Source organism: Mycobacterium sp. 852002-51613_SCH5001154 (assembly GCF_001667425.1).
Lineage (GTDB): Bacteria > Actinomycetota > Actinomycetes > Mycobacteriales > Mycobacteriaceae > Mycobacterium.
Genome location: NZ_LZII01000055.1, coordinates 57,597 through 79,694, shown reverse-complemented (window position 1 = coordinate 79,694; position 22,098 = coordinate 57,597). Strand labels below are relative to the sequence as shown.

General features: G+C 69.1%; 22 protein-coding genes. 10 read left to right on the top strand and 12 right to left on the bottom strand.

The features are described from left to right. The first annotated feature begins 24 nt into the window (after positions 1-24). Together A5750_RS15185 and A5750_RS15180 are read left to right on the top strand one after the other, a co-directional pair. Entirely contained in the window at positions 25-1,146 is a 1,122-nt protein-coding gene (locus A5750_RS15185; protein ID WP_067263844.1) for a glycoside hydrolase family 76 protein, read from the top strand. After that, complete coding sequence (locus tag A5750_RS15180; protein ID WP_067263841.1) at positions 1,143-3,092, top strand: acetoacetate--CoA ligase; 1,950 nt, start codon at positions 1,143-1,145, stop codon at positions 3,090-3,092. The genes A5750_RS15185 and A5750_RS15180 overlap by 4 nt, the downstream gene beginning before the upstream one ends. On the opposite strand, the gene A5750_RS15175 is transcribed toward A5750_RS15180, so the two are convergent. Continuing rightward, positions 3,051-3,758 (bottom strand): DedA family protein, encoded by a 708-nt coding sequence (locus A5750_RS15175; protein ID WP_067263838.1) that lies wholly within the window; start codon positions 3,756-3,758, stop codon positions 3,051-3,053. The two genes, A5750_RS15180 and A5750_RS15175, sit on opposite strands and share 42 nt — an antisense overlap. A 58-nt stretch (positions 3,759-3,816) precedes the next feature. Between A5750_RS15175 and fbaA the strand changes: the two genes are divergently transcribed. Next, complete coding sequence (gene fbaA / locus A5750_RS15170; protein WP_067263887.1) at positions 3,817-4,854, top strand: class II fructose-bisphosphate aldolase; 1,038 nt, start codon at positions 3,817-3,819, stop codon at positions 4,852-4,854. Between the two features lie 55 nt (positions 4,855-4,909). Here fbaA and A5750_RS15165 read toward each other — a convergent pair whose 3' ends face one another. Beyond that, positions 4,910-5,740: a hypothetical protein gene (locus tag A5750_RS15165; RefSeq protein WP_067263835.1), complete on the bottom strand. Its 831-nt coding sequence runs from the start codon at positions 5,738-5,740 to the stop codon at positions 4,910-4,912. 123 nt (positions 5,741-5,863) lie between these two features. Between A5750_RS15165 and A5750_RS15160 the strand changes: the two genes are divergently transcribed. Continuing rightward, on the top strand, positions 5,864-6,277 hold the full coding sequence (locus A5750_RS15160) for a DUF3151 domain-containing protein (protein ID WP_067263832.1): 414 nt from the start codon (positions 5,864-5,866) through the stop codon (positions 6,275-6,277). On the opposite strand, the gene A5750_RS15155 is transcribed toward A5750_RS15160, so the two are convergent. The 4 genes from A5750_RS15155 to A5750_RS15140 all read right to left on the bottom strand — a co-directional run bounded on the left by A5750_RS15155 (position 6,274) and on the right by A5750_RS15140 (position 9,233). Next, positions 6,274-7,170 (bottom strand): cation diffusion facilitator family transporter, encoded by an 897-nt coding sequence (locus A5750_RS15155; protein ID WP_067263828.1) that lies wholly within the window; start codon positions 7,168-7,170, stop codon positions 6,274-6,276. The two genes, A5750_RS15160 and A5750_RS15155, sit on opposite strands and share 4 nt — an antisense overlap. 40 nt (positions 7,171-7,210) lie before the next feature. Then, a complete protein-coding gene (locus tag A5750_RS15150) occupies positions 7,211-7,984 on the bottom strand; it encodes a site-2 protease family protein (RefSeq protein WP_066954653.1) in 774 nt (257 codons plus the stop codon). 9 nt (positions 7,985-7,993) lie between these two features. Further along, positions 7,994-8,524, bottom strand: a complete 531-nt coding sequence (locus A5750_RS15145) for a DUF1772 domain-containing protein (protein ID WP_066954651.1) — start codon at positions 8,522-8,524, stop codon at positions 7,994-7,996. Positions 8,525-8,600: 76 nt separating this feature from the next. Continuing rightward, complete coding sequence (locus A5750_RS15140; protein WP_066954648.1) at positions 8,601-9,233, bottom strand: peptidase M50; 633 nt, start codon at positions 9,231-9,233, stop codon at positions 8,601-8,603. Between the two features lie 295 nt (positions 9,234-9,528). Between A5750_RS15140 and A5750_RS15135 the strand changes: the two genes are divergently transcribed. From A5750_RS15135 to A5750_RS15110, 6 genes are all read left to right on the top strand, one after another. Next, positions 9,529-10,506, top strand: a complete 978-nt coding sequence (locus tag A5750_RS15135; RefSeq protein ID WP_066954645.1) for a histidine phosphatase family protein — start codon at positions 9,529-9,531, stop codon at positions 10,504-10,506. Between the two features lie 254 nt (positions 10,507-10,760). Beyond that, entirely contained in the window at positions 10,761-12,059 is a 1,299-nt protein-coding gene (locus A5750_RS15130; protein WP_066954642.1) for an adenylosuccinate synthase, read from the top strand. Continuing rightward, on the top strand, positions 12,056-12,694 hold the full coding sequence (locus tag A5750_RS15125; protein WP_066954639.1) for a PaaI family thioesterase: 639 nt from the start codon (positions 12,056-12,058) through the stop codon (positions 12,692-12,694). The genes A5750_RS15130 and A5750_RS15125 overlap by 4 nt, the downstream gene beginning before the upstream one ends. 85 nt (positions 12,695-12,779) lie before the next feature. Continuing rightward, positions 12,780-13,982, top strand: a complete 1,203-nt coding sequence (gene purT / locus A5750_RS15120; RefSeq protein ID WP_067263824.1) for a formate-dependent phosphoribosylglycinamide formyltransferase — start codon at positions 12,780-12,782, stop codon at positions 13,980-13,982. Positions 13,983-14,022: 40 nt separating this feature from the next. Further along, complete coding sequence (locus A5750_RS15115; RefSeq protein WP_067263822.1) at positions 14,023-14,454, top strand: rhodanese-like domain-containing protein; 432 nt, start codon at positions 14,023-14,025, stop codon at positions 14,452-14,454. Next, complete coding sequence (locus tag A5750_RS15110; RefSeq protein WP_067263818.1) at positions 14,451-15,677, top strand: O-succinylhomoserine sulfhydrylase; 1,227 nt, start codon at positions 14,451-14,453, stop codon at positions 15,675-15,677. The genes A5750_RS15115 and A5750_RS15110 overlap by 4 nt, the downstream gene beginning before the upstream one ends. Before the next feature lie 8 nt (positions 15,678-15,685). On the opposite strand, the gene A5750_RS15105 is transcribed toward A5750_RS15110, so the two are convergent. From A5750_RS15105 to A5750_RS15080, 6 genes are all read right to left on the bottom strand, one after another. Beyond that, a complete protein-coding gene (locus A5750_RS15105; protein WP_067263815.1) occupies positions 15,686-17,065 on the bottom strand; it encodes an NAD(P)/FAD-dependent oxidoreductase in 1,380 nt (459 codons plus the stop codon). Positions 17,066-17,711: 646 nt separating this feature from the next. Then, positions 17,712-18,314 carry a hypothetical protein gene (locus tag A5750_RS15100; RefSeq protein WP_067263811.1) on the bottom strand — a complete coding sequence of 201 codons (603 nt, stop codon included), beginning with the start codon at positions 18,312-18,314 and terminating at the stop codon, positions 17,712-17,714. 4 nt (positions 18,315-18,318) lie between these two features. Beyond that, entirely contained in the window at positions 18,319-18,981 is a 663-nt protein-coding gene (locus A5750_RS15095) for a TetR/AcrR family transcriptional regulator (protein ID WP_067263808.1), read from the bottom strand. Continuing rightward, entirely contained in the window at positions 18,981-20,129 is a 1,149-nt protein-coding gene (locus A5750_RS15090) for an acyl-CoA dehydrogenase family protein (RefSeq protein WP_067263804.1), read from the bottom strand. Before A5750_RS15090 ends, A5750_RS15095 begins: the two co-directional genes overlap by 1 nt. Before the next feature lie 11 nt (positions 20,130-20,140). After that, on the bottom strand, positions 20,141-21,325 hold the full coding sequence (locus A5750_RS15085) for an acyl-CoA dehydrogenase family protein (protein WP_067263801.1): 1,185 nt from the start codon (positions 21,323-21,325) through the stop codon (positions 20,141-20,143). 15 nt (positions 21,326-21,340) lie between these two features. Continuing rightward, positions 21,341-22,087, bottom strand: a complete 747-nt coding sequence (locus tag A5750_RS15080) for an SDR family NAD(P)-dependent oxidoreductase (RefSeq protein ID WP_067263797.1) — start codon at positions 22,085-22,087, stop codon at positions 21,341-21,343. Positions 22,088-22,098 lie beyond the last annotated feature (11 nt).

Here is a 22,098-nt window from a genome sequence, read left to right as displayed (position 1 = left end):
TCAGTATGAGGCAGGATCGGCGGTATGGATCAGCTATGGGCCAACCGGGCAGCCAGCTCCGAAGCCGCTGTCGCGCAACGACACCTGAAACGGCTGTGGGGGCTGCCCGGGACCCAGCTGGGCGTGGTGGCCTGGCCGCCGACCCGGCGCGACCGGATGTTCGGCACCTGGCACTACTGGTGGCAGGCGCACCTGCTGGATTGCCTGGTCGACGCGCAGCTGCGCGACCCGCAACCCGCACGGCACGCCAAGATCAACCGGCAGGTCCGCTCGCACCGGCTGCGCAACAACTTTCGCTGGACCAACAGCTACTACGACGACATGGCCTGGCTGGCGCTGGCGCTGGAACGCGCCGCCCGGATAGCCGGCGTCGAACGCCACCGCGCCCTGCCCAAGCTGGCCGAGCAATTCCTCGACGCGTGGGTGCCCGAGGACGGCGGCGGGATCCCGTGGCGCAAGCAGGACCAGTTCTTCAACGCCCCGGCCAACGGCCCGGCGGGGATCTTCCTGGCCCGCTATTCCGACCGGATGCGGCGCGCCCAGCAGATGGCCGACTGGATCGACGAGACCCTGATCGACCCGGAGACGCACCTGGTGTTCGACGGCGTCAAGGCCGGCTCCCTGGTCCGCGCCCAGTACACCTATTGCCAGGGCGTGGTGCTCGGCCTGGAAACGGAACTCGCGGCACGCACCCATGACGATCGGCACGCGCCCCGGGTGCACCGGCTCGTCGCGGCCGTCGCCGAACACATGGCGCCGACGGGCGTGCTGGCCGGCGCCGGCGGCGGGGACGGCGGCCTGTTCTCCGGGGTCACCGCCCGCTACCTCGCGCTGGTCGCCACCGGCCTGCCGGGTGATTCGGCCGACGACGCCGCGGCCCGCGACACCGCCCGGCGGATCGTGCTGGCCAGCGCGAAGTCGGCGTGGGACTACCGCCAGACGGTGGACGGGCTGCCGCTGTTCGGCCCGTTCTGGGACCGCGACGCGCAGCTGCCCAGCCAGGCCGCCGGGGAGGCGCAGTTCGTCGACGGCGCGGTGAACAGTTCCGACGTGGCCGAACGGGACCTGTCGGTGCAGCTGTCGGGGTGGATGCTGATGGAGGCCGCCTGTAACGTCACCGCCGTGACCGCAGGGAGTGCGACGTGACCGAGCCCGGCAGCTGGATTCCCGACGAGGCCACGCTGGCCCAGGCAAACCTCACCCACTTCATGGCGTGGCTCGCCGAGACGGGCCGCGGCCACTACGGCGACTACCACGCGCTGCGGCGCAAGTCCGTCGAGGACATCGAGTGGTTCTGGGACGCCGTCTGGCATTACTTCGACATTGAGGCGGACAGCGCGCCCCGCGCGGTGCTGGGCAACCGTGCCATGCCCGGCGCCGAGTGGTTCCCCGGCGCCACGCTCAACTACGCCACCGAGATCTTCCGGCACGCCACCGACGAGCGGCCCGCCATGATCGTCGTCGGCGAGGACGGCTCGTGCGAATGGTCGTGGGCGCGGCTGCGGCGGGAGACCGGCGCGTTCGCCGCCTACCTGCGCGGCCTCGGGGTGCGGCCCGGGGACGCCGTCGTCGGCTACCTGCCCAACGTCGCCGAGGCCGCCGTCGCCGCCCTGGCCGCCGCCGCCGTGGGCGCGAGCTGGGCGGTGTGCAACCAGGACGTGGCCGTCGACGGCGTGATAGCGCGCCTGGGCCAGGTCGAGCCGGCCGTGCTGGTGGCCACCGACGGGTCGGTGTACGACGGCAAGCGCATCGACCGGCGCGCGGAGCTGGACACGATCCGGTCGGCGATGCCCAGCCTGCGGGCCACCGTGGTGGTGCCGCGGCTCGGCCTCGCGGCCGACGGCGACAGCGTCGTGTGGGCGACGGCGGTGGAATCGGACGCCGAGCTGGACATCACCCCCGTGCCGTTCGCGCACCCGCTGTGGGTGATGTTCTCGTCCGGCACCACCGGCAAGCCGAAGGGCATCGTGCACGGTCACGGCGGCGTGGTGCTCGAGCACCTCAAATACCTGAGCCTGCAACTGGAGCTGCACGCCGGCGAGCGCTTCCTGTGGTACTCCTCGACGAGCTGGATGATGTGGAACCTGCAGCTGTCCGGGCTGCTGGCCGACACCACGATCGTGCTCTACGACGGCAGCCCAACGCATTTGGGCACCGACGGCCTCTTTCGGGTCGCCGCCGAGGCGCAAGTCAACGTGCTCGGCGCCGGGGCGGGCTACCTGCTGGCCTGCGCGAAGAAGGAGCTCAAGCCGGGGGCGACGTACCCGCTGGACGGTTTGCGCGCCGTCGGTTCCACCGGCTCGCCGCTGCCGGCGTCCGGATTCCGTTGGGTCCAAGAGGGACTCGGCCGGTCGGTGCCGGTGATCTCGATGAGCGGCGGCACCGACGTCTGCACCGCGTTCATCGGCGGCTGCGCGATCCTGCCGGTGGTGGCCGGTGAGCTGTCGTGCATCTGCCTGGGCGCGGCCATCGAATCCTGGGTCGGGCCAAACCATCCGGTCATCGGCGAAGAGGGCGAGCTGGTGATCACCGAGCCGATGCCCTCGATGCCGGTGTTCTTCTGGAACGACGACGACGGCAGCCGGTACCGGGCCGCCTACTTCGAGAAGTACCCCGGGGTGTGGTGTCACGGCGACTGGATCACCATCACCGATCGGGGATCCGTTGTGGTGCACGGTCGCTCGGACGCCACCCTGAACCGGCTGGGCGTGCGGATGGGCAGCGCCGAGATCTACACCGCCGTGGAGGGCATGCCCGAGGTGGGTGACTGCCTGGTGGTCGGGGTCGAGCAGGACGACGGCGGCTACTGGATGCCGCTGTTCGTGACCCTGGCCGACGGCGCCGAACTCGACGACGGGCTTCGGTCGCGGATCGTGGCGGCCATTCGCCAGCACGCCTCCCCGCGCCACGTGCCCGACGACATCCTGGCGGTCCCCGGCATACCGCGGACGCTGACCGGCAAACGGCTGGAAATCCCGATCAAGCGGATCCTGCTGGGCGCCGCGCCGGGCGAGGCCGTGCAGCAGAGCTCGATCGACCGACCGGAACTGCTAGACGCTTTCGTTGCGTACCGCAGGAGTCGGGTGTCCTGAGTCGGGCTCCCCGGCCGCCGGCCCCCGCCGGCGGGCCCGGTAGCTTCGCCAGGCCGCGATGAACGCCGGCGTCAGCGAGATCACCAGGATCACCAGCAGGATCTTCTGCAGGTTGTGGTGCACGAACGGCACGTTGCCCAGGAAGTAGCCCGCCAGCGTCACCCCGCCACCCCACAGGATGCCGCCGACGATGTCGAAGCCCAGGAACACCGGGTAGCGCATGTAGGACACCCCGGCGACCGGCGGGACGAACGTTCGGACGAACGGCGCGAACCGCGCCAGGATGATCGCCCACGGCCCGTATTTCTCGAAGAAGGCGTGCGACTCCGTCACGTAGTGCTTCTTGAAGAACCGGGAGTCTTCCTTCTTGAACAGGGCCGGGCCGATCCGCCGGCCGATGAAATACCCGGTCTGATCGCCCAGGATCGCCACCAGGGCGACGGCCGGGGCCAGCACCCAGATGCTGGCCGGTGGGTTCGCACCCGCGGCCAACAGGCCACCGGTGAACAACAGCGATTCGCCGGGCAGCAGCGGAAACAGCAGGCCGGTCTCGATGAAGACGATGACCAGGATGCCGGGCAGCACCGCGGATCCGAAGACTCCGTCGGCGCCCAACCAGTACATCGGGTCGAAGATGTGCGGCAGGGCCGTCACGGTGGTGCTCACGATGCTTCAACATACCGGTGTTGCGATACTGGACGGGTCCAGTCGCCAGGAGGAGCCCATGCCCACCGCCACCCCCGAGGTCTACGCCGAGATGCTGGGACGTGCCAAGGAGAACTCGTACGCCTTCCCGGCCATCAACTGCACCTCCTCCGAGACGGTCAACGCCGCGATCAAGGGCTTCGCCGACGCCGGCAGCGACGGCATCATCCAGTTCTCCACGGGCGGTGCGGAATTCGCCTCCGGGTTGGGGGTCAAGGACATGGTGACCGGCGCGGTGGCGCTGGCCGAGTTCACCCGCGTCGTGGCGGCCAAGTACCCGATCAACGTCGCGCTGCACACCGACCACTGCCCCAAGGACAAGCTGGACAGCTACGTGCGGCCGCTGCTCGCGATATCGGCCGAACGGGTGGCCGCGGGTCAGGACCCGCTGTTTCAGTCGCACATGTGGGACGGCTCGGCCGTGCCGATCGACGAGAACCTGGTCATCGCGCAGGAACTGCTCAAGGAGGCCGCGGCCGCCAAGATCATCCTGGAGATCGAGATCGGCGTGGTGGGCGGCGAGGAGGACGGCGTCGCCCACGAGATCAACGACAAGCTGTACACCACGCCGGAGGACTTCGAGAAGACCATCGACGCCCTGGGCCACGGGGAGCACGGCAAGTACCTGCTGGCCGCGACGTTCGGCAATGTGCACGGCGTCTACAAGCCGGGCAACGTCAAGCTGCGCCCCGACATTTTGGCGCAAGGGCAGCAGGTCGCCGCGGCCAAGCTCGGGTTGCCCGACGGCGCCAAGCCCTTCGACTTCGTCTTCCACGGCGGGTCGGGCTCGCTCAAGTCCGAGATCGAGGAGTCGCTGCGCTACGGCGTGGTGAAGATGAACGTCGACACCGACACCCAGTACGCGTTCACCCGCCCGATCGCCGGCCACATGTTCAGCAACTACGACGGCGTGCTGAAGGTCGACGGCGAGGTGGGCGCCAAGAAGGTCTACGACCCGCGCAGCTACCTCAAGAAGGGCGAGGCCTCGATGACCGAGCGCGTGGTGGAGGCCTGCGACGACCTGCACTGCGCCGGAAAGTCCGTGGGCTCGAGCTAGCCCGCCGGCCTCGCGAGTGTGAAGCTAGCCGCACACTCGGCGGGTACGAACGGGGCTAGCCGCTGGGGGACTGGCAGATCTTCCACTGCTCGTCGCGGTACTGCAGGTCCAGGCTGCGGGTCGACCGCAGCGAGGGCTCATACGCCATGAACGTGGTGACGTTGGCCTCGGCGTGCTGGCCGTTGACCACCACCTGGTCGATGCTGGCGATCACCGGATACTGCTTGGCCGCCGAGACCCGGCGGTAGGTCTCGTCCCACGAGTGCTCGTCGTAGTCCGCGTACCCGTCGCGGGTGGTGCCGCAGGTGATGGTGCGCAGCGTGGTCAGGTCGCCCTTTTGAATCGCGGTGTCGAAGCTCTGGATCGTGGTCCGAACCCGGTCTTCCTGCGACACCTTTGTGTGTTTGCCGCGGGTGAGCAGCACCGTGCCCAGGATCGCGATCGCGGCCAGGGCCAGCACGATCAGGACCAGCGCCAGCACCCAGCCCCAGTTGAACTGCCGGGACGTGCGGAGCTTTCCCCCCAGCCGGGGCGGGATCGATTGCGGCACAGCCGGTTTGGCGGGCTGACCGAACTGTGCCGTCTGGCCTTCCGGCGGTGTGTGGAACACCTCGGTGGCGGGCTCCGGGGTGGTGGCGATCACCGTGGTCTCTTTCGCGTCGAAACCTGGCGCGGTGAAGCGGCGCTCGCGCTGCTGGCCGTCCGCGTCCTCCTGGGGATCCGCCGGGTTGCCGCCGGAATCGGGTCTGATCACCACGGTCTCGGTCTCGGAGTCGCTCGGTACCAGCGGGACGCTCTCGGTCGCGTCCTCGCCTGATTGCGCGGCCCATTCGTGCCCGGGCGGATTCGGCGCGCCGCCGCGGTCGGGCTCGGGTGGCTGGGGCATGAGTACGGCTGTCCTCCGCTATCGGGTGGGGTAGTTGGAGAGCTTAGCGACCCGCCCCCCTCGATGGGGCGATGGTCGAGGTCCGCCACCCCGGCGAAACGGGGCAGCTGCAGAATAGGAGCCATGACACCGCCGCGAGACCTTCTGGGACCTGACCCGACGCTGCTGCCGGGCGATCCCGACGCCGAGGCGGAACTGCTCGCCGGCGAGAAGGCCGGGATCGTCGCCGCCGCGCACCCGTCGGCGTCGGTGGCCTGGGCGGCACTGGCGGAGCAGGCGCTGGCCGACGACCAGGCCATCACCGCCTATGCGTACGCCCGGACCGGCTATCACCGCGGCCTGGACCAGCTGCGGCGCAACGGCTGGAAGGGTTTCGGTCCGGTCCCGTATGCGCACGAGGCGAACCGCGGCTTCCTGCGGTGCGTGGCGGCGCTGGCGCGGGCCGCCGACACGATCGGCGAGCCCGACGAGTACCTGCGCTGCCTGGACCTGCTCGACGATTGCGACCCCGAGGCGCGCCCGGCGCTGGGCCTCTAGAAGGTTTCCGAACACCCCGCGTCGCCCGGGGTGTCGATCTGGACGGTCGCGTGCTGCAGCCCGCGGGCCGACAGCACCGCACGCGCGTCGTGGAGCACCCGGGTGGAGTCGCCGGTGCTTCGCAAGTGCGCGGTGCACATGTCCTTGCCGGGCGACAGCGTCCAGACGTGCAGGTCGTGCACCTCGCACACGCCGTCGACGGCGCCCAGCGCCGAGCGCAGCTCCTCCACGTCGATGTGGGTCGGCGACGATTCGGAGAGGATCCGCAACGCGTCGCGGGCCAGCGAGATCGCCCGCGGCAGCACCCACAGCGCGACCAGCACGGCGACCACCACGTCGGCATACGGCCAGCGCGTCGTCACGGTCACCACACCGGCGATCAGCACGCCCAGGCTGCCGACGCTGTCGGCGACCACCTCCATGTAGGCGCCCTTGACGGCCAGGCTCTGCCCCGAGTGCGACCGCAGGAGCAGCGCGACCACCAGGTTGGCGAGCAGCCCGGCCAGTGCGACCACGATCATCGGCACCCCGGGGACCGACGGGGTTTCCCTGAGCCGCTGGAGGGCTTCCCAGAGGATGAACAGCGCGACCCCCATCAGCAGCCCCGCGTTGGCGACCGCCGTGAACACCTCGGCCCGGTGCCAGCCGTACGTGCGCGACGGTGACGAGCTGCCCCGCCGGGCCAGCGTCACGGCGGCCAGGCCCATGAAGACGGCGACGACGTCGGTCAGCATGTGGCCCGCGTCGGCCAGCAGCGCGATCGAGTTGATCAGCAACGAGGTGGTCAACTCGATGACGAAAAACGCCGCCAGAATTGCGGCGGCGGCGATCATGCGGGGAATCAACCGGGACCCGTCGGTCTCGGCGGGACTGTGATTGTGACCGGCGCCCATGCCGTGCAATATATGCGGATCCACGCATATATGGCAAGTGTCAGAACCAGCGGCTCCAGAAGCGGGTCAGCGCGTTGCCCGCCGACACCAGCCACGTCGGCACGCCGGAGAACTCGAACAGCCAGAGCACCATCTGAAAGAACCAATGGCTGGCGGCCAGGAGCAGGAACAGCAGAATGAAAAAGCCGTACTGCTTGGCCGGCGCCACCGCGCGCTGCGTCTCCGGACTCAGGTGCGGCTCCAGGGCGTCGTAGCCGTCCAGGCCCGGGATGGGCAGCAGGTTGAGCACCACCGCGGTCAGCTGCAGAAAGCCCAGGAACGCCACCCCCGCCCACAGCACCTGGTGGAAGGGGTCGTAAAACAATCGCGTCAGCGCCAGCAGCAGCACCGCCAGCACCAGATTGGCGGCCGGCCCCGCGAGGCTGACCAGGCTGCGCCGGCTCGGCGGCATGAACCAGGTCCGCACGTACACCGCGGCGCCCGGCAGGCCGATCCCGCCCAGCGCGATGACCACCATCGGCAGCAGGAGCGACAGCGCGGGATGGCTGTAGCGCCGCGGATCCAGCGTCAGGTACCCGCGCACGGCGGCGTCGTGGTCGCCGAATCGCCAGGCGGTCACGGCGTGGCCGAATTCGTGCAGGCACAGCGACACCAACCAGCCGGCGATCACGAAGGTGAACACCCCGAAATACGCCAGCGGCCGCACAGTGCTGCCGGCCAGCCAGGCCAGCACGCCGCCGGCCGCCGTCAGGCCGACGAGGGCCAGGAAGATGGGGCTGGGTCGGACCGATTCGCGCCGGGCGGGCAGGCTCACCGGTCGAAACTAGCGGACCGCCAGCCGGCCGTTGCGTTCGGTGATCATCGCGCCCGCCCGGTTCGCGGCCAACAACGCGCCAGCCGCGGTCGCGACGCGAATCACGTTGAGCCGATACCACCTCCCGATGAGCGCGTCCCGTTCGGCCGGTGGAGGTTGCGTATCGGCGAACATCACCCGGAGATTCACCGTCCGGATCAGGTAGCCGCTGATGGCCATACCGGCAAGCGAGCAACTCGCCGTCAGCGCCAGCCAGCACCTGGCGCCTTCGATTTCCCAACCCGTGCTCACGGCCGCGGCAGTCGCTGCCAACGTGATGGGCGCGACGGGGGCGTAGTAACGCAGCGGGCTGCCGGGCGCGAGGACCGATGGTGAGCCCCGCCCGGAACCAGGGGCTGTGTCCCGCCGCTCGGCGGCGAGCCGCTCCGGGATCTTGACGACCGCTTCGTAGATGTTGCCGAACAGCCAGTGCGCGTTGCCGAGCTGGGCCAGATCCAGCAGCCGGGCAGTTCTTTTGAGCCGGCGGCTTGTTGTTGCCATCGGGTTCCCCTTCATTGACCAGAGATCTCACGACATTGACATCCCGCAGGCCCGAAACGTGACCGGGCGCCGAAAACTAGCGGACCGCCAGCCAGCCTTCGACGTTGCGGTAGAACGTCGACCGGCGCGCCGGGCGGGGCGCGAGCACGCCGTCGCGCACCACGGTGACGCCGGTGCTCCCCAGCTGGACGGCGCGGCCGGGGACCCAGCGGCGCCAGCCCGTCGCCACGCGGGCGCGCAGGCCCGGGACGGCCAGCGTCGGCTCGACGTCGACGGCGGGGGCGTCACCGTCGAACAACACGGTGTCGTCGACGACGGCCTCGCCGCGCAGGCGGCGACCCTCGGCCGGCAGCCAGCCGGCCCGCCCGACGATCACCGACCCGGTCTCGTCGCGGACCAGGGTCACGCGCCGCGCGGCCCCCCGCCGGGCGCGCCGCGCCGCGCGCCGCCCGACGGGCAGGCGGTAGATCCGGGTCGCGCGGGTGCGGCGGCGCGGCAGGTAGGCCACCTCGATGTCGAGCCGGCCGGCGCGCAGCAGCCCGGTCAGCACGGCGGCCAGGTCGGCGTCGGCGCCCACCACGACGACCCGCCGGTAGGGGCCGATCGCGGCATCGATGTCGGCCGAGTGAACCGGCACGCCGGTCAGCGGCCGCGGTACGCGCCGATCGCCGAACACCAACACCGCTACCGCAGGATCATCTCGCGTCACGGGCCGTCCAAGTGAGCAGTTCCAATATGCTTGTCGTTCAACGTCTCTCGTCCGATCGGCGCCCAGACCGTCTGTGCACGCAACGATCTCACCATAACGGCGCAGTCACAACATGGTTTCGGACTGCGAAAATCGTTGCGCCACCGCCTGGTAACAACCGGATACTTTACTCCTGCCACGGTGTCAGCCCACGGGTGGCTGGAGAACGGAGAGCTGCCATTCGCCGACTCATCGCCGTCTTCTCAACCGCGCGAACCGCGCTGCTCGTGTCGGTTACCGGCTCCGCGCGCCGACATTGCTGACGAATCAACTCCGCCGTGTCGGTGCCGTAGCGTTCTCGGCTGTCCTGCTGTGCGTCGGGCCGGCGACTGCCTCCGCCGACGAATCGATCGTGATCGACTTGGTGCGGCACGGCCAGTCGCAGGCCAATGCGGCGGGCGTGATCGACACGTCGGTGCCCGGAGCGGTACTCACTGCGCTCGGCCAGCAGCAGGCGCAGAACATCGCCACGGCGCTCGCCGCGAAGGGCTCGGTGGCCGGGATCTTCGCGTCGCAGTTGATCAGGACGCAGCAGACCGCGGCGCCGTTGGCGTCCATGCTGGGAATGAATGTTCAGACATTGCCCGGGCTCAACGAGATCGACGCCGGCGCTTTCAACGGCCTACCCCAGTTCAGCCTCGCGGGGCTGGTCTACCTGCTTGGCCCGGTGGCGTGGCTGCTGGGGCTGCGCATCGTGCCGATGCTGGCTCCGGGCTCCACCGACGCCAACGGGTTCGAATTCGACAAACGCTTCAACGGCGCGCTGCAAACGATGTACGGCAATGCGGTGACCGACGCGAGTCGCTTCAACGACTCCCTGCAATTGATGTACGGCAATGCCATGGCCAACCCGGTTCGATCCGTGGGCGGCAGGATCACCGAAGTGGCCGTCTCCAGCGAGTTTGCGATCGGCGTCGGGACGATGATGAGTGTCAAAAACCCCGATCCGCTGCTCTTGCTCTTCGATCCGCTGCCCAACGCCGGCGTGGTCGAGATCCAGGGCAATCCGCACGATGGCTGGACGCTGGTCAGTTGGAACGGAAAGCCGGTGTGGCCGGGTTGGGCGGCCAAGAGGCCCGGTCGTGACAGAAAGGGCTTGTGCCTGATGTTGGACGCACCGACCCAAGGCGGTGTATGTGCGGCCAAACCGCCCGAGGCGTCAAGTGCTCCGCCTGCCGCCGCACGGGGGGAGATGCCGCTCAGCGAGCGGCTGCCCGCGGCGCAGGGCGGATGAGCAGCGACCCTCCCCGACACGAGTCGGGATCAAATGGGACTTGGCACAAGTCCGTCGTTACCAGACGTTTAGGATCGCCACGTGAACGCGCCAAGCAACGACGCGTCCGGCTACGCGCACGGTCCCGTACGGGTTAACCGAGGCGCTGGTGCAGGTCGGCAGCTCGAGCGAACGGGCGATGCCGAAAACCGCGGCGGCGCTGCGAGATACGGCGCCTTGCCAGTAGAGCCACAGTAAGCAGGCGGGAGCAAGTCATGCCGGCAATCGTCCTCATCGGCGCCCAATGGGGTGACGAGGGCAAAGGTAAAGCCACTGACCTGCTCGGTGGACGCGTGCAGTGGGTGGTGCGCTATCAGGGGGGCAACAACGCCGGGCACACCGTCGTCTTGCCCAGCGGCGAGAACTTCGCACTGCACCTGATCCCGTCGGGAGTGCTGACCCCCGGCGTCACCAACGTCATCGGCAACGGTGTGGTGGTCGACCCCGGCGTGCTGCTCGACGAGCTCAAAGGCCTCGAGGATCGCGGGGTGGACACCACCAAGCTGTTGATCTCGGCCGACGCGCACCTGCTGTTGCCCTACCACGTGGCCATCGACAAGGTCACCGAGCGCTACATGGGCAACAAGAAGATCGGCACCACGGGCCGCGGCATCGGGCCCTGCTACCAGGACAAGATCGCCCGCCAGGGGATCCGGGTCGCCGACGTGCTCGACCCCGACCAGCTGACCCACAAGATCGAGGCCGCGCTGGAACTGAAGAACCAGATCCTGGTCAAGATCTACAACCGCAAGGCCCTGGACCCGCACCAGGTCGTCGAGGCGCTGCTGGAACAGGCGGAGGGGTTCCGCCATCGCATCCGCGATACCCGCCGGCTGCTCAACGCCGCGCTCGAGACCGGCGAGACGGTCCTGCTGGAGGGCTCCCAGGGCACCCTGCTCGACGTCGACCACGGCACGTATCCCTATGTGACGTCGTCGAACCCGACCGCCGGCGGCGCCGCCGTCGGGTCCGGCATCGGGCCCACCCGCATCACCACCGTGCTGGGGATCCTCAAGGCCTACACCACCCGCGTGGGCTCCGGGCCGTTCCCCACCGAGCTGTTCGACGAGAACGGCGAATACCTGTCCAAGACCGGCGGCGAGTTCGGGGTGACCACCGGGCGGCGGCGGCGCTGCGGCTGGTTCGACGCCGTCATCGCCCGCTACGCCACGCGGGTCAACGGCATCACCGACTTCTTCCTGACCAAACTCGACGTGCTCTCCAGCCTGGAAACGGTGCCGATCTGCGTCGGGTATCGCATCAACGGCGAGCGCACCACCGACATGCCGATGACGCAGACCGACCTGGCCCGCGCCGAGCCGATCTACGAGGAGTTGCCGGGTTGGTGGGAGGACATCTCGGACGCCCGCGAATTCGACGACCTGCCCGCCAAGGCGCGTGACTACGTGCTGCGGCTGGAAGAGCTTGCCGGGGCCCATGTTTCGTGCATCGGCGTGGGTCCGGGCCGCGAACAGACGATCGTGCGCCGCGACGTCCTGGCGGCCCGCCCGTGACGGAGCCGGATCCCAAAGAACTCGATCCCGAATACGAACACCACGGCGGCTTTCCCGAATACGGCCCCGCCAGTCCCGGCCCGGGATTCGGCCGGTTCGTCGCGGCCATGCGCCAGCTGCAGGACCTGGCCGTGTCCGCCGATCCCGGCGATGCCCTGTGGGACGACGCGGCCGACCGCGCCGCGGCCCTGGTGCAGCTGCTGGGCCCGTTCCAGGCCGACGAGGGCAAGGCGCCGGCCGGGCGGACGCCAAACCTGCCCGGCATGGGCAGCCTGCTGCTGCCGCCCTGGACGTTGACGAAATACGCGCCGGACGGGGTCGAGATGACGGGCTACTTCAGCCGGTTTCACGTCGGCGGAAATCACGCCGTGCACGGCGGTGTGCTCCCGCTGCTGTTCGACCACATGTTCGGCATGGTGTCGCACGCCGCGGGGCGGCCGATCAGCCGGACGGCCTTCCTGCATGTCGACTACCGCAAGGTCACCCCGATCGACGCGCCGCTGGTCGTGCGCGGCCGCGTCACGAGCACCGAGGGCCGCAAGGCGTTCGTGGGCGCGGAACTGCTCGACGGCGACGGGGCGGTGCTGGCCGAGGCCAACGGGCTGATGGTGCGGTTGCTTCCCGGTCAGCCCTAGCCTGGCGACGATGCGGCGCGGCATGCGCCGTGGAGGAGCCGGGCAGTCAGCCCTAGCCCCCGCGCGACCCACCTATCCTTGAGCGGTGACTGACGGCCCCACCGAAGGACAAGACGACAGGACCACCGCGCTCGCCGTGCCCTCGCAAGCGCCGACCACGGAAGCCGACGCCAGGCCGCGCGTGGTGGTGCTGGGTTCGGGTGAGCTCAGCCGGGAATTGTCGATCGCGCTGGGGCGCCTCGGCGCGCGGGTGATCGTCGTCGGTGAGCGCGCGGACGGTCTGGCCGATGAGTCGCTGGTGGTCGCGATGACCGACGCAGAGGAGCTAACGAACGCGGTGCGGGGGCTGCACGCGGACGTCGTCGTGGCCGCCACCGACGCCGTCGCGCCCCGGGCGCTTGAGGGCCTCGAGGCCGGGGGCACCCAGCTGGTGCCCAGCGCGCGCGCCGTGGGGCTCGCCGCCGACCGGGAGGGCCTGCGCCGGTCGGCCGCCGACGAGCTGGGGCTGCCCACCGCGCCGTTCTGGTTCGTCGGCTCGGTCGGCGAACTCGAGGCGGTCGGGGCCCACGCCGGTTACCCGCTGCTGGTGAAGCCGGTGCACGCGGCCGCCGGACGGGCACAGTCGGTGGCGTCGGGCCCCGACGACATCGCGGCGGCCTGGCTGCGTGCGACGGGAGGCCAGGGGGACCAGCACCGCGTGCTGGCCGAAACCGTGGTGGAGGTCGAGTTTTACGTCACCCTGCTGGCCGTCCGCAGCGAAGGGCCCGGGGGACCGGCGATCGAATTCTGCTCGCCCATCGGCCATCGCGGTGGACATACCGACGCGCTGGAATCGTGGCAACCGCAGCAGATGAGCGCGGCGGCGATGGATGCCGCCAAATCGATTGCGGCGCGGATCGTCAAGGCGCTCGGCGGCCGCGGCGTGTTCGGCGTCGAGTTGATGATCAACGGCGACGAGGTGTACTTCGCCGACGTCACGCCCTTCCCCGCCGCCAGCGCGTGGGCGACGGTGCCCAGCCAGCGGCTCTCGGCGTTCGAGCTGCAGGCCCGCACCGTTCTGGGCCTACCGGTGGACACCATGATGATTTCGCCAGGCGCGGCCCACCGGGTCGAGCCCGCCGACGCGCCGGCCGCCGCGCTGGCCCGGGCGCTGAGCGTGCCGGAGAGCGACCTTCGAATCGTCGGTCGCGGATTCCAGGCGTTGGCGACGGCGCCGGAGGTGGCGACGGCGCGCGACCGCGCCCGCGAGGTTGCCAGCCGACTGGCCGCGCGCAAGCCCGCGCACTGAGTTATCCCGCGCCAAGGTGACCTCGTTACGATTCGAGGTCATGAGCACAGAGCGCGCGGGCTACGCCGGAGACATCACCCCCCAGCAGGCATGGGAACTGCTCAGCGAGAACCCCAACGCTGTGCTGGTCGACGTGCGCACCGACGACGAATGGCGGTTCGTCGGGGTGCCCGACCTGTCCAGCCTGGGCCGCGAGGTGGTGTTCATCGAGTGGAACACCTCTGATGGCAGGTACAACGCCAACTTCGCCGACGAACTGCGCGACCGGGTGCCGGAAACCGACGCCGAACGCCCGGTCGTCTTCCTGTGTCGCTCGGGCAACCGCTCCATCGGCGCCGCCGAGGTCGCCACCCGGACCGGCATCACGCCGGCCTACAACGTGCTGGACGGCTTCGAGGGCCACCCGAACGCCCAGGGGCTGCGCGGCGAATCGGGCTGGCGCGCCATCGGATTGCCCTGGAAGCAGCTATGACCCACCCCGCGGGGGATTCCGTCCGGGCCCCCAAGGCGCTGCCCGACGGCGTCAGCCAGGCCACCATCGGCGTGCGGGGCGGGCTGTTGCGCTCCGGGTTCGACGAGACGGCCGAGGCGATGTTCCTGACATCCGGCTACGTCTATGAATCGGCGGCCGTCGCGGAGAAGTCGTTCACCGGCGAGGTGGACCACTTCGTGTACTCGCGGTACGGGAACCCAACCGTGACGATGTTCGAGGAGCGGTTGCGCCTGATCGAGGGCGCCCCCGCGGCGTTCGCCACCGCGAGCGGAATGGCGGCGGTGTTCACCTCGCTGGGCGCGCTGCTGGGCGCCGGGGACCGGCTGGTCGCAGCGCGCAGCCTGTTCGGGTCGTGTTTCGTGGTGTGCAACGAGATCCTGCCGCGCTGGGGCGTCGAGACCGTCTTCGTGGACGGCGACGACCTCGCGCAGTGGGAGGAGGCGCTGTCCGTCCCCACCGCGGCGGTGTTCTTCGAGACGCCGTCGAACCCGATGCAGTCGCTGGTGGACATCGCCGCGGTGGTCGAGCTCGCCCATGCCGCGGGGGCAAAAGTGGTGTTGGACAATGTCTTTGCCACGCCGCTGCTGCAGCAGGGCATTCCCCTCGGGGTTGACGTGGTGGTGTACTCGGGCACCAAGCACATCGACGGTCAGGGCCGGGTGCTGGGCGGCGCCATCCTCGGCGACAAGGAGTACATCGACGGCCCGGTGCAGAAGCTGATGCGACACACCGGACCGGCGCTGAGCGCGTTCAATGCCTGGGTGTTGGTGAAAGGCCTTGAGACGCTGGCGATCCGGGTCGAGCACTGCAACTCGTCGGCGCATCGGATCGCGGAGTTTCTGGAGACCCATCCGGCGGTGAGCTGGGTTCGCTACCCGTATCTGCCGTCGCACCCGCAGTACGACCTGGCCAAGCGCCAGATGTCGGGCGGCGGCACGGTGATCACCTTCGCGCTCGACTGCCCCGAAAGCGCCGCCAAGCAACGGGCCTTCGAGGTGCTGGACAAGCTGCGCTTGATCGACATCTCCAACAACCTGGGCGACGCCAAATCCCTTGTCACACACCCCGCCACCACCACCCACCGGGCGATGGGCCCGGAGGGCCGTGCCGCGATCGGCCTGGGCGACGGCGTGGTCCGGATCTCGGTCGGGCTGGAGGGCACCGACGACCTGATCGCCGACATCGACCAGGCTTTGAGCTAGTTGAAGAGCTAACCGGCTTGTTTCTCGGCGGCGTCGATGCGTTCGGCCGCCGCCAGTGTCCCCTCTTGCGCCTGCCGCTCCACCCAGTCCACCACCGGCCGGGCGTACATCATCTGGCTGGTGATGGCCATCTGGCCACGGGTGCGGCCCAGGAAGGAGATCCCCCAGGCGAACATGGCGGCGATGCGGTTGCGGTGGCCGATCAGGTAGTAGAGGTGCAGCAGTAGCCACGCCAACCAGGCGATGAAGCCGCCGAACTCCAGCTTGCCCACCTTCGCGACGGCGCTGTACCGCGAGATCAGGGCCATGCTGCCCTTGTCGAAGTACTTGAAGGGCTTGCGGTTGGCCGGATCGTCGTGGCCCTTCACCGCCTGCTTGATCAGATTGGTGACGTAGTGCGCGCCCTGGATCGCGCCCTGGGCCATGCCCGGTACGCCGGGGACGGACATCAGGTCGCCGACGACGAACACGTACGGATGCCCCTTGACGGTGAGGTCGGGCTCGACGATGACCCGTCCGGCGCGGTCGGTCTCGGTTCCGTCGGACTGCTCGGCGACCATTTTGCCCAGCGCGCTGGCCTGCACGCCCGCAGCCCACACCTTGCACGCGCATTCGATGCGGCGCTCGCTGCCGTCGGCGTCTTTGACGGTGATGCCCATGTAGTCCACCGCGGTCACCATCGCGTTGAGCTGGATCTCGACGTCCATCTTCTGCAGCCGGCGTTGCGCCTTGAGGCCCAGGTTCTCACCCATCGGCGGCAACACCGCGGGCGCCGCGTCGAGCAGGATGACCCGGCATTCGCTGGGCGTGATCGTCCGGAAAGCCCCGGCCAGGGTGCGCTCGGCGAGCTGGACGATCTCGCCGGCCAGCTCCACTCCGGTCGGCCCGGCGCCGACCACCACGAACGTCAGGCGGCGTTGCCGCTCGTCCGGATCGGTGGCGACTTCGGCGGCCTCGAACGCGCCGAGGATGCGGGCCCGCAGCTCGAGGGCGTCGTCGACGCTCTTCATGCCGGGCGCGAACGCGGCGTACTCGTCGTGGCCGAAATAGGACTGCTGCGCGCCGGCGGCCACGATGAGGCTGTCGAAGGGCGTCACCGTCTCCATGCCCATCAGGTGCGACGTCACGGTCTTGGCCGTCAGGTCGATGCCGCTGACCTCGCCCCACAGCACCCGGACGTTCTTCTGGCGGCGCAGGATGAGCCGGGTGGTCGGGGCGATGTCGCCTTCGGACAGGATGCCGGTGGCCACCTGGTAGAGCAGCGGCTGGAACAGGTGAGTGGTCGTCCTCGAGATCAACGTGACGTCAACGTCAGCCCGTTTGAGGGCCTTGGCCGCGTTCAAACCGCCGAATCCGCTTCCGATGATGACGACGTGATGACGCGACATGCTCACCCCTTATTGGCCTCGTCGTTCTGGTCGCACGCTGCTGCCAGCGCATGTCCACCGTACGACTAGGACCCCTCGGACGTCACGGCAAGGCACAGATCGGGACGGGAGCCCGCAGATCCGGCTGTGGCACAGCACAATCCGGATGAACTCACCCGCTACGGCAAGGGACCGCCCGCCGCCGGGGTGGACGATCCCTTGCCGAGGTCGCGGATAGGGCCTGCGGTTACTGGCAGGTCAGGCCCGGACCGCAATCGATGGTTATCGGCGTCGTGCAAGCCGAAGCCGCGCAGACGGTGAACCCGAGCATCGCTGCGAGAATGATTTTGCCGGTCAATCGTGACATAACACCAACCCCGTTCATGGATGGACAATTTCTTGTTTGCCCGATTGCCCGATCACCCGATGGCGGAAGTCTACGGCGTCTTCGCCGTTGCGACAGTCGATTTCGAAAACCCGGCGCGCCGACCTTTTCGGCGGGAACTCGCCATTCGGGTGAAATGTATTGAATTCATTCGGCGGAAACTTATGACGGGATTAATGGCCGCGGAGATATCCGAGAATGGCAACCCTAGCCTTAGTCCGGCCGGGGTCGGCCGGGCCTGCGGCCGAAACCGCCACTCGTACAACCTATTCGCCCAGCCGGCTAGAACGGCCATCCGTTGGAGTTGTCCTTGAATTTCCCGTTGACCGCGGTGCAGAAGTCGTCGGCGGTGCCGGCGAGCAGGATGTAATACGTCTCGCCGCGGCGGCTCTCGTAGGTGTTGGGGGTGCTCCAGCCGCTGTTGCAGAGCGAGCTCTGCGTGCCGGCCGTGGCCCTGCGCCAATTCGTCTTGGCGCAGCCATCCACGTTGGGCGTCGCGCTCTTGGCCGCGACCACCATCGCCCCTCCCCATTGCCCATCGCTGCGCCGGAAGGCGCGCGCCCCGAACCCGGCGTTGTTCGCCTGGCATGCCAGCGCGCGGCGCATCAGCGAGAAGGGAGCGGCCAGTTGAGGATTGGCGCTCCCGGCGGCGGCCGTGATGAATTGCACCGCGTCCGAGCCGTCGACCTCCTGCACGTTGGGAGTGCCGAAGCTGAACAGCTGCTGCGCGATCCCGGCGTTGCCGCCGCCACCGATGATCGGGGCGGCGCCGCTCGACGTCATCGGGGGCAGCGCGACCGTGGGGTCGGCGCCGGCCGTCGGCGCCACGACGACGGCGCCCAGCGCGAACGCGGCGGCCATGTTCCGGAGCGCGGTGAGTCTCATGGCTTCATTCCAGCACGTGTGCGTAATCGGCGCGACGGTCGTCGCGCACCAATGCGCGGAGCAGGTGGCGGGTCTGCAGCCGGATGTACTCGTCGCGGGTGTAGGCATGGCCGAAATGCCAGTGCTTGAGCGCCCAGCCGTGGGCGAGCAGCATGATGTCGAACACCGTGAGGTCGACGTCGACATCGCGGAAGACGCCCGCGGCGATACCGGTTTCGATGACCGCGCGCAGCGGTGCGGCGGTCGCGATTTCGAGTTCCTTGATCCTGGCCCGGTCGGCCGGCGCCAGCGTCCGGCTCTCCCGATACGTCAGCACCACGCCGTCGAGGTTGTCGTCCACGATCTGGATGTAGCGGCCGATCCCCGCGGCCAGTTGGTCCACGACGTCGTCGCCGGCGGCGGCCATCACGGGCGCCAGCTGGTCGCGGAACCCGTCGAGGATCCGCACGATCGTGGCCAGCAGCAGGTCCTCCTTGCCGCCGAAATATGTGTAGATGAGGCCGACGCTGACCTTGGCCTCGGCGGCCAGATCCTGCATGGACATCCGGTGGAAGCCGCGTGTTCCCATGACCTTGACCGCGGCGTCGAGCAGCTGGCGGCGCCGCGCGCTGGCCCGGGCCGCGCGGACGGCCTCCTCGACGGGCAGGGCGCCGTAGTCGACCGCCATCAGATGCCGAGATCCTTGGCGACGATCGTCTTCATGATCTCGTTGGTGCCGCCGTAGATGGTCTGGATGCGGGCGTCGACGAACGCGCGCGCCACGGCGTACTCGCGCATGTAGCCGTAACCGCCGTGCAGCTGCAGGCAGCGGTCGGCCGTGCGCACCTGCAGGTCGGTGGTCCACCATTTCAGCCGGGCGGCCCGCGCGGCCGTCAGCTCGCCGGTCAGGTGCTGGGCCAGGCAGTCGTCGAGATAGGTTCGGGCGACGTCGATTTCGGTCGCCACCTCGGCGAGCACGAATTGGCTGTGCTGGAAGCCGGCGATCGGCGTGCCGAACGCCTTGCGCCCGCGCACGTACTCCAGCGTCTCGGCCAGGATGCTTTCCGCGGCGGCCACCGCCCCCACCCCCAGCGCGAGCCGCTCCTGCGGCAGGTTCTGCATCAGCTGATAGAAGCCGGCGCCCTCCTCGCCGAGCAGGTTGGCCACCGGCACCCGCATATCGGTGAACGTCAGCTCGCTGGTGTCCTGGGCGTGCAGGCCGATCTTGTCCAGGTTGCGGCCGCGGGAGAAACCCGGGGTGTCCGCGTCGACCACCAGCAGCGACAGGCCGTTGTGCCGATCGGGGGACGTCCGCACCGCGACGACGAACAGGTCTCCGCACTGGCCGTTGGAGATGAACGTCTTGGCGCCGTTGACGACGTAGTGGTCGCCATCCCGGACCGCCGCGGTGCGGATCCCGGCCAGGTCGCTGCCGGTGCCGGGCTCGGTCATCGCGATGCCGAGCACCGTCTCGCCGGTGACCACGCCGGGCAGCCAGCGCCGTTGTTGCTCGGGCGTGGTCAGGTCGGTGAGATAGGGCAGCACCACGTCGTTCTGCAGGGTGAACGCGATGGCCTCTGCCGCCGCGCCGGCCCGCTGCAGTTCGTCGATGACGATCGCGTTGTAGCGAAAGTCGTCGACCCCCGGGCCGCCGAGCTGCTCTGGCACCGAAAAGCCAAGCAGTCCAAGCTTTCCCGCTTCAATGAACAGCGAGCGGTCCCACTGTCCCCGCGTTTCGGCCCGCTCGTGCGCCGGGACCACCACCCGCTGCACGAACTCACCGACGAGCGCCCGGAACTGCCGGTGTTCTTCGGTGTACTCCAGACGTGCGGCCATGTCTTCCCTTGTTACCGGAAGGCGTCGCTACCGGTGAACGCCTGGCCCAGGACAAGCTGATGCATCTCGGGGGTGCCTTCGTAGGTAAGCACCGACTCCAGGTTGACCATGTGCCGGATGACCGGGTACTCGAGCGATATGCCGTTGCCGCCCAGAATCGTTCGAGCGGTCCGGCAGATCTTGATGGCCTCCCGGGTGTTGTTCAGCTTGCCGAAGCTGACCTGCTCGGGACGCAGCCCGACGCTGTCCTTGAGTCGGCCCAATTGCAGCGACAACAGCTGACCCTTGTGCAACTCGACCGCCATGTCGACGAGCTTTGCCTGGGTCAACTGGAATCCGGCGATCGGCCGCCCGAATTGGGTGCGCTGCGTGGCGTAGTCCAGCGCGGCCTGCCAGGCCGACCGCGCCGCGCCCATGGCACCCCAGATGATTCCGTAGCGCGCCTCGGACAAGCAGGACAGCGGCCCCCGCAGGCCTTTCGCCTCGGGCAGCATCGCCTCGGCCGGCACCCGCACGTCGTCGAGCACCAGCTCGCTGGTGATCGATGCCCGCAGCGACAGCTTGTGGTGGATGGTGTTGGCGGTGAATCCCGCTGTCCTGGTGGGCACTAGGAAGCCACGGATTCCCTCGTCGGTGACCGCCCACACCACAGCGACGTCGGCGACCGAGCCGTTGGTGATCCACAGCTTTCGGCCATTGAGCACCCAATCCGAACCGTCGCGTCGCGCACGGGTTTTCATCGCGGCCGGATCGGATCCCACGTCGGGTTCGGTCAGCCCGAAACACCCCAGCAGTTCGCCGGTCGCCATACCGGGCAGCCACTCGTGCTTTTGCTCCTCGGACCCGAAGTTCCAGATCGCGAACATTGCCAGCGATCCCTGCACCGAGACCATCGACCGCAGGCCGGAGTCGGCGGCCTCCAGCTCCACGCACGCCAGGCCGTAGTGCACGGCGGAGGCGCCGCCGCACCCGTACCCCTCCAGGTGCATCCCCAGCAGGCCGAGCTGCCCGAATCCTTTGGCGAGTTCGCGCACCGGCAGGTCGCCGATCTCGAACCACTCCGCGACGTAGGGAAGGACATGCTCGGCGCAGAACTCTCTGACGGTGGCGCGCACCGCGAGCTCGTCGTCGGACAGTGAGGCGTCCAGGCCCAGCGGATCGTCTCGGTCGAAGGCCGGCGGCTTCTTGTTAGTCATGAACCCACCCTGCCACTAACCGGCCATCGTCAGGCCGCCGCTGACGCTGATCACCTGTCCGGTGATGAACGACGCGGCGGGCGACGCGAAGAACAGCGCGGCCGCGGCGACCTCCTCGGGTCGCGCCAGGCGGCGAAACGGGATGGCCTTGACCAGCGCTTCTTTCAGCTTCTCGGGCTGAGCGTGGAATAGGGGTGTGTCGGTAGGGCCCGGGCACACGCAGTTGACCGTGATCTGATGGCGGGCCATCTCCCGGGCCAGCGACTTGGTCAGCGCGATCACCCCGCCCTTGGCGCCGGCGTAGATGGATTCCCCGGCGCTGCCGACCCGGCCCGCGTCGCTGGCCACGTTGACGACGCGCCCGCGGGCGTGCGTCTCGATCATTCCCGGCAGGAACGCGGCGCACACGTGCACCGGTCCCAGGTAGTTGATCGCCACCACCTTGGCCGCGAATTCCGGTGTGGCGTTGAGGAATTGATCGGTGCGATCCCATCCCGCGGCGTTGATGACGATATCGGGCACGCCGGCTTCGCCGTGTGTCGCGTCCCGCAGCGCGTCCACCTGGGCCGGGTCGGCGACGTCCACCGGCAGCGCCGTGATCAGCCCGGGGTCTTGCTTCGCGGTGGCCGCGCCGGCGGCCTCGTCGAGGTCGGCGGCGATCACCCGGTCGCCCTGCGCGGCGAACGCCAGCGCGATCGCCTTGCCGATGCCCGAACCGGCGCCCGTCACCACGGCCAGGCGCCGCTGTGAATGTGCATTCATTTGCGACGAAT

What these genes read in the sequence shown, in the direction of transcription:
- A5750_RS15185 (WP_067263844.1), top strand. Translation starts at nt 25, where the DNA reads ATGGATCAGCTATGGGCCAACCGGGCAGCCAGCTCCGAAGCCGCTGTC.
- A5750_RS15165 (WP_067263835.1), bottom strand. Translation starts at nt 5,740, where the DNA reads ATGCCCCAGCCACCCGAGCCCGACCGCGGCGGCGCGCCGAATCCGCCC.
- A5750_RS15155 (WP_067263828.1), bottom strand. Translation starts at nt 7,170, where the DNA reads ATGGGCGCCGGTCACAATCACAGTCCCGCCGAGACCGACGGGTCCCGG.
- A5750_RS15090 (WP_067263804.1), bottom strand. Translation starts at nt 20,129, where the DNA reads ATGGCCGCACGTCTGGAGTACACCGAAGAACACCGGCAGTTCCGGGCG.
- A5750_RS15105 (WP_067263815.1), bottom strand. Translation starts at nt 17,065, where the DNA reads ATGTCGCGTCATCACGTCGTCATCATCGGAAGCGGATTCGGCGGTTTG.
- A5750_RS15085 (WP_067263801.1), bottom strand. Translation starts at nt 21,325, where the DNA reads ATGACTAACAAGAAGCCGCCGGCCTTCGACCGAGACGATCCGCTGGGC.
- A5750_RS15145 (WP_066954651.1), bottom strand. Translation starts at nt 8,524, where the DNA reads ATGGCAACAACAAGCCGCCGGCTCAAAAGAACTGCCCGGCTGCTGGAT.
- A5750_RS15100 (WP_067263811.1), bottom strand. Translation starts at nt 18,314, where the DNA reads ATGAGACTCACCGCGCTCCGGAACATGGCCGCCGCGTTCGCGCTGGGC.
- A5750_RS15080 (WP_067263797.1), bottom strand. Translation starts at nt 22,087, where the DNA reads ATGAATGCACATTCACAGCGGCGCCTGGCCGTGGTGACGGGCGCCGGT.
- A5750_RS15115 (WP_067263822.1), top strand. Translation starts at nt 14,023, where the DNA reads ATGAGCACAGAGCGCGCGGGCTACGCCGGAGACATCACCCCCCAGCAG.
- A5750_RS15095 (WP_067263808.1), bottom strand. Translation starts at nt 18,981, where the DNA reads ATGGCGGTCGACTACGGCGCCCTGCCCGTCGAGGAGGCCGTCCGCGCG.
- A5750_RS15160 (WP_067263832.1), top strand. Translation starts at nt 5,864, where the DNA reads ATGACACCGCCGCGAGACCTTCTGGGACCTGACCCGACGCTGCTGCCG.
- A5750_RS15130 (WP_066954642.1), top strand. Translation starts at nt 10,761, where the DNA reads ATGCCGGCAATCGTCCTCATCGGCGCCCAATGGGGTGACGAGGGCAAA.
- A5750_RS15110 (WP_067263818.1), top strand. Translation starts at nt 14,451, where the DNA reads ATGACCCACCCCGCGGGGGATTCCGTCCGGGCCCCCAAGGCGCTGCCC.
- fbaA (WP_067263887.1), top strand. Translation starts at nt 3,817, where the DNA reads ATGCCCACCGCCACCCCCGAGGTCTACGCCGAGATGCTGGGACGTGCC.